Source organism: Streptomyces chiangmaiensis, from assembly GCF_036281785.1.
GTDB lineage: Bacteria > Actinomycetota > Actinomycetes > Streptomycetales > Streptomycetaceae > Streptomyces > Streptomyces chiangmaiensis.
On the sequence record NZ_JAYWVC010000325.1, the window covers coordinates 1 to 5,977 of the forward strand.

Annotated in this window: 4 protein-coding genes; all 4 read left to right on the plus strand. The window is 70.3% G+C overall.

The window, feature by feature from the left end; all coding sequences use genetic code 11:
* Positions 1–1,821 (plus strand): ATP-binding protein (locus tag VXC91_RS41375; protein WP_329512517.1); only part of this gene is annotated, 1,821 nt, incomplete at its 5' end.
* On the plus strand, positions 1,818–2,174 hold the full coding sequence (locus VXC91_RS41380; RefSeq protein ID WP_329512518.1) for a hypothetical protein: 357 nt from the start codon (positions 1,818–1,820) through the stop codon (positions 2,172–2,174). The genes VXC91_RS41375 and VXC91_RS41380, both read left to right, overlap by 4 nt.
* Before the next feature lies 1 nt (position 2,175).
* Positions 2,176–4,884, plus strand: a complete 2,709-nt coding sequence (locus VXC91_RS41385; protein ID WP_329512519.1) for a hypothetical protein — start codon at positions 2,176–2,178, stop codon at positions 4,882–4,884.
* 35 nt (positions 4,885–4,919) lie between these two features.
* Positions 4,920–5,977, plus strand: a 1,058-nt coding sequence (locus VXC91_RS41390; protein ID WP_329512520.1) for a C40 family peptidase, incomplete at its 3' end; no start/stop codon positions are given.

Genomic DNA, 5,977 nt, shown 5'->3' on the forward strand with positions numbered 1-5,977 from the left:
GCGGGAGTCGGCTATCAGGCGCAGTTGGCGTTGGCCGAGTGCCCGCCCGCGGTCGGCCAGGATGCGGCGGATCTGTTCGCTCAGCTGGAGATGCTCGATTTTCCCGTCGACTACACCGTCGACCTCACCTTGGTGCCGGCGGAGAAAGCGCGCGACCAGGTGCGGCGCAAGAAGAACGAGCTGATCGACCAGGCCGACCAGTACGACGCCCGGCCCACCGGCATGCCCGCGTCCCTGACCGAGGCCGCCCGCGACCTGGGCGAGTTGGATGCCCGCCTGTCCCGCACCAGCGTGGAGGTCGAGGTGCAGTCGGTGACCGTGCTGACGGTGTGGGGGCCGACCGCCGCCGTCTGCGACGCTCGGGCCCGCGCCCTTGCCGCGCTACTCGGCGGCGCCGACTACCGGGCCGTGCGCCCGGCAGGACTGCAGGAGGCCCTGTTCACTCTGGGGCTGCCCGGCACCGTGCGGCCTGGCGTGGTGCGGGAGTTCACCCAACACCAGATCAGTGAGGACTGGGCGCTTTCCGGCGCCTTCACCACCACGGAGGTCGGCGACCCCAACGGGATGTTCCTCGGCATCGACCTGGACAGCGGCACCACCCGCCCCGTCATGATCAACGTGGCAGACGCGCCCAAGGTCGACGCATCCGCGTCCATGGGCATCGTCGGGGATCTCGGCGCGGGCAAGAGCGTCCTGCAGAAACTCATCGCCGAAGCCGTGTGGGCACGTGGTGGCTGCGCGATCTGCATCGACCGTACCCCGGTCCGCGAGTGGGCCACCTTCGCCCGCACCGCCGCCAAGGGCCGCGTCCAGATCATCGACGCCGCCCAGGCCGAGGTGTCCATCGACCCCCTGCGCATGTTCGACGGCCCGGAAGGCCGCCACTACGCCCTGTCCTACCTCACCCTGCAACTCGGCATCGGCCCGATGAGCACAGGCGGCGAGGTCCTCCACCACGCAGTCGAGCAGGCCGCCGCCAGTCCGGAACCGTCCATGCACCGCGTCCTTGAGGTCCTCGAGGAGATCGCCGTCGGCCAGGCGGGCAAGCGGCAGGACGCGGCCGCCACCCTCGCCAATCTCATCCGCGTCGTCTCCACCAACTCCCTCGCCCGCATGGTCTTCGACCCGACGCTGCCATCGGTGCGGCTGGACGCCTCCAGCACCACCGACATGATCGTGATCACCACGACCGGTCTGAAGCTGCCGCCGAAGGCCGCGTTCGACAAGCCGGAGGTCCTGCAGCAGCAGCCGCTGGAGGCGTTGATCGGGCGTGCGGTGCTCTACCTGATCGCCGCGATCGCCCGGCAGACCGCGTTCGAGGACCCCGAGCGGTTCACCGCGGTGGTCCTGGATGAGTTGTACTGGCTCACCAGCTCGGCCGAGGGCACTGCGCTGGTCCACGAGATCCTCCACGACGGCCGCAAGCACGGCGCCGGCCTCCTGGCGGGATCGCACGACGCCGAGGAACTCGGCCCTGACCGTGGCCTGATGGCCTACCGCGCGCTCGCCCGCACCGCCGACCGCGAACGTGCCCGACGCGGCCTGGAGTTCGTCGGGCTCGACCCGAACGACCCTGAGCTCTTGCGGCTGGTGACCACTGGCCTGTCCCCTGTCGGCCAGAAGGGCCGGGAGGGCGAGTTCCTGCTGACCTGTCCGCGGCAGAACACCGGCCGCATCAAGGTCTCCATCCCCCGCATTGCCCGCATCAGCACGTCCATCACCACCACGCCAGGCCGCCGCGCGAGCGCTGCCCCGCCCTCCGCGCCGGAGCCGCTTGTCGGTGAGGCCGTGGAGACCCGTCCAAAGGAAAACGTCAAATGACTACGTCTTCTTGGGACCGCTTCCGGCGCGTCGCCGCCGCCGCGAGCGTCTTCACCGTGATCGCCCTCGTGGCTGCCGCAGTCGTTCTCGCCCTCGGGGTGGGCGTGCCGGAGGGGTGGTGGCCGCACACGGGGCGGGCCTTCGCCGCCGACACCCGCTCCGTAGAGGGTGATCCGTGTGGCCTGATCGTCGGCCCGGCCAAGGCGTACTGCGAGCGCGACGCCACGAGCTCCGCATCGACCGGCCAGCACAACGTGCCCAGTGGCGCGTGGAGGCTGGTGCCTGCCGGTGCAGGTGTGGGCGGTCTCATGGTGTGGCGGCTGCGGTCCGCCACTGGGCAAAGGCGGCACTGACGTGTTCCGTTTCTGTCCAGGCCGCGCGACCCTGCGGTCCGCCGGCTTCGTCGTGCTCCTCACCGGCACCTTTCTCCTGGTCAACACCCAGGTCGTGTACGCGGCCGGCAGCAACAGCGAGACCGGAGACCTGCTGGCCCCGCTGAACATCGACTCGTCCGAGGGCGTGCCGATCGACGGGTACGACCTGAACGCTTCAGGCGGCTCCATCGTCGCTTTCAAGACGCAGGCCCTGGCCTTCGCCCTGTCCGGGCTGTTCACCCTGATCCGGCTGCTGGTCGGCCTGGCCGGGTGGGCAATCGAGGTCGCCTTCCGGTTCCCGCTGCTGAAGATCCTCATCCGCCCGGCGCAGAAGGTCGCCGACGCCTACAACCATGTGGTCGTCGACACGCTCGGGATCAAGGGCCTGTTGCTGGCCTGGGCGTTCGTCTTCGCCGGATTCATGATCGTGCGTGGGCGGGTCGGCCGCGGCCTGGGCGAAATCTTCCTCACTCTGCTCATCGGGGCGATCGCCGCGTCCGCTCTCATCCGCCCCGACACGCTGCTCGGCCCGGACGGACCCTTGGGGCAGTCCCAGCAGGTGGCCGCCGAGGTCGCCCAGCAGAGCGTCAACTCCTACGACTGGGGCGGCAAACTCGCCAGCTACGACCCGTGCGAGGGCATGGCCGGCAACGCCGAGATCAAGTGTGAGCAGTTGCAGGGCGAGGGGCCGGTCTCCGCGGCAGAGGTGGCCCGCCCCCTCCAGGACTCGATCACCAACGCCCTGATCGTCAAGCCCTACATGCTCCTTCAATACGGCCGCATCCTCGACCCCGCCAAGGCTTCTGACCGCAAGGCCTACGCCGTCCATCTGAAGTGGGTCACCGGCGGGTACCTGCCCAGCTCGACCCCGTCGGACAAGGCGAAAGACGCCTGCAGCCTGGTCCACGGGCCGGCCAAGCAGTACTGCGAGCATGACGTCGACGGCAAACCGAGCGGCAGCACAAAGCTCCCGGAGTTCACACCCGGAGGCGAGCTCCTCGACGCCTCCAACGCGATCGTCACCGACGAGGACCAGGCCTTTGCCGCATTCCTCGCCGACCTGAAGAAGGCAGGCCCCGTCGGCCAGTCGTGCGCCGCCTACGCCGAAAAGCCCACCTGTTGGCGGCTCGGCGGCGCCTTCCCGCTGCTGATCGCCGCACTGTTCATCTGCGGCATGCTGCTGTCCAGCGCCATCATCCTGCTCGGCACCCAGGGCATCTGCGCTGGAGCCGCGGCCGTCGGTGGAGTCACCTTCGTCGCGGGCATGCTGCCCGGTCCCGCACGCCAGAGCGTGTGGAAGTGGCTGTCCCTGTGGGGCATCGCGGTCCTGGCCGTGGTCGGGATCTGCGCGTTCATCCCGTTCTTCGGGATCGCCATCGACGCCACCATCACCAACGGGCCCGACCTGATGGTGGAGCGGATCCTGCTCATCGACGTCCTCGCCATCGCCGGCGCGGCCGGGCACCGCCGCCTGCTGACGGGGATCTCGTCCTTCGGGCGGCGCATGGCCACGCGGATGCGCTACACCAAGGTCGGCGGCACCCACCTGCCCGGCGACACCTCCGAGCTCGGGGCCGCCCTCGCCATGAACTCCCCGGCCGGGCTGGGCGGATACGGCGGAGGACTGCGCGCCTTCATCGGCAGAGGCGGCGGCAGATACGGGATGCTGGGCACCCGGCATCGGCTGATGGGCGCCCTCAGCTCGCTGGTCGACAGCGCGGGCATGCCGATGGACACCGGAAGGATCCTCGCCGATGCCACGGCCGAAGCCGGGCGCGGTCTCGCCCCGCTGACCGCGGCCGCCGTGGTGGGCGGGCTGGGTGCCCGGCTCGGTGGGAAGGGCGCGCACTGGCTGCTGATCGGTCGCCGGCCGGACCAGGAGCAGATGGCCAAGTGGCGCAAGCCGACCGCCGACAGCGACTTGGGTATCGGTGGCCCGTCGGACGGCGGGGACGGCGGGGAGGGTGGTTCAGGCGGCATGGGGCCGCGTAGGCCTTCCGGCCCGGGCGATCGGTACCGCAACAAGCAGGGGCAGGTCATCGACCGCACCACCGGCCAGGTGCTGCATGACCAGAACAGCGACCGCCCGTTGCTGTCGACCCGAGCGCACAACCGGCTGGTCCGTTTCCGCGGCTACCGCATCCTCAACCGGGGCGGTAGAGCCGCCTACGGGTCAACAATCGGTCTGCCTGCCAATGTTCGCCACGCGCGGTCAGCGGGCTCGCGCTACTCCCAAGACGCCCGCCAGCAGGTGCGAGTGTGGGGCAATACCCTCCGTGAGGACGGCCGGGCCTGGACAGACACGGGACGCCACGCAGCCCAAGTCCTGCGGAACCGCACCGCTGACACCGACGGCCCCGGGCCGTTCGCCAGTCGCCGCCTGCCGACCACAGCGACTCCGTCCGCTCCCCACCACCCGGCAACACCGGCAGGGCCTTCACCCCGTAACCGGTCTGCGGGCCGCCCCGCCCCCGCCTCCACCTTCGCACGGCCGACCGCGTCGGCGGGCGGTCCTGCACCCGAGCCTCGGCCCGATCTCGGCGGGCCGGTTCTTCCCGGTGGGGGAAGCCCGCGTAGCCAGGCACGGGAGGAAGCGCGGGCCCGGATGCAGGAGCTGATGCGGCGCACCGGGCCCGACGCCCAACGCCGGCGCCGGGAGCAGGCCGACGAGGGCGGTGAAGGCGAGTGAGGCCGCCCAGGCGCCGCGGGAGGCGGTGGGGATGCATGGTGGCGCTGCTGATGTTCGCCGCCGTGTGCTGTGCCGCGCCGGCGGGAAACGCGATCAGCGCCTATGTCGCGCTGGCGACGGGTGCACAGGAGGACGGGGGGATGGCCGAAAGCGGCAGTGCTGCGGACATCCCGCCGCGGATGCTGACCGCCTACAAAAAGGCAGCCCAGCAGGTCGGGAAGCATGTACCCACGTGCCGGGGTATGCGCTGGCCGATCCTCGCCGGGATCGCCAAGGTCGAGTCCAACCACGCGATCGGCAGGAACATCGCGGATAACGGTGACATCCGCCCCAGGATCTACGGGGTACTCCTCAACGGCTCCGGTGCCGGCGACAACACCACCGCCGTCCCGGACACCGACGGCGGCAAGTGGGACGGCACCGCAACCGGGGAGCGCGCCGCCGGCCCGTTCCAGTTCCTCCCCTCCACCTGGCTGTCGATCGGCGAGGACGCCAACGGAGACAGGGCGGCCGACCCGCACAACGCCGACGACGCCGCCCTCGGCGCCGCCATCTACCTGTGCGGCAATGGCCGCGACCTGAGCAAGGGTTCGCAGCTGAAGTCCGCAATCTGGCAGTACAACCACTCGAGCGAGTACGTAGCAGGCGTGCAGGGCTGGATCGACCAGTACACCGCCGCCGCCACGGGCCCGGACCTGAAGAACGTCTCCGGGAAGGCCCGCACCGTGATCGAGGCAGCGCTTTCCCAGCGGGGAGTGCCGTACTCGTGGGGCGGCGGCAACGCGGGCGGCACGTCGTACGGCATCTGCTGTTCGCCCGGCGGTAAGAGCGGTGCAAGCATCAAAGGCTTCGACTGCTCCGGACTGACCCAGTACGCGTACGCGAAAGTCGGCATCAACCTGCCGCGCCTCGCAGCCAGCCAGGCCAGTGTCGGACAGCGGATCCCGGCCAGCCTCGGCCCCGACGCGCTTAAGCCCGGTGACCTCGTCTTCTACGCCACAGCTCCCGGACACGATGCCACGATCTACCACGTCGGGATCTACCTGAGCAGCGGACAAATGATCAACTCCACCCGCCCTGGGACCGTGGTGCG

Excerpts from the sequence above, each read along its gene's own strand:
- VXC91_RS41380 (WP_329512518.1), top strand. The coding sequence starts at position 1,818 with ATGACTACGTCTTCTTGGGACCGCTTCCGGCGCGTCGCCGCCGCCGCG.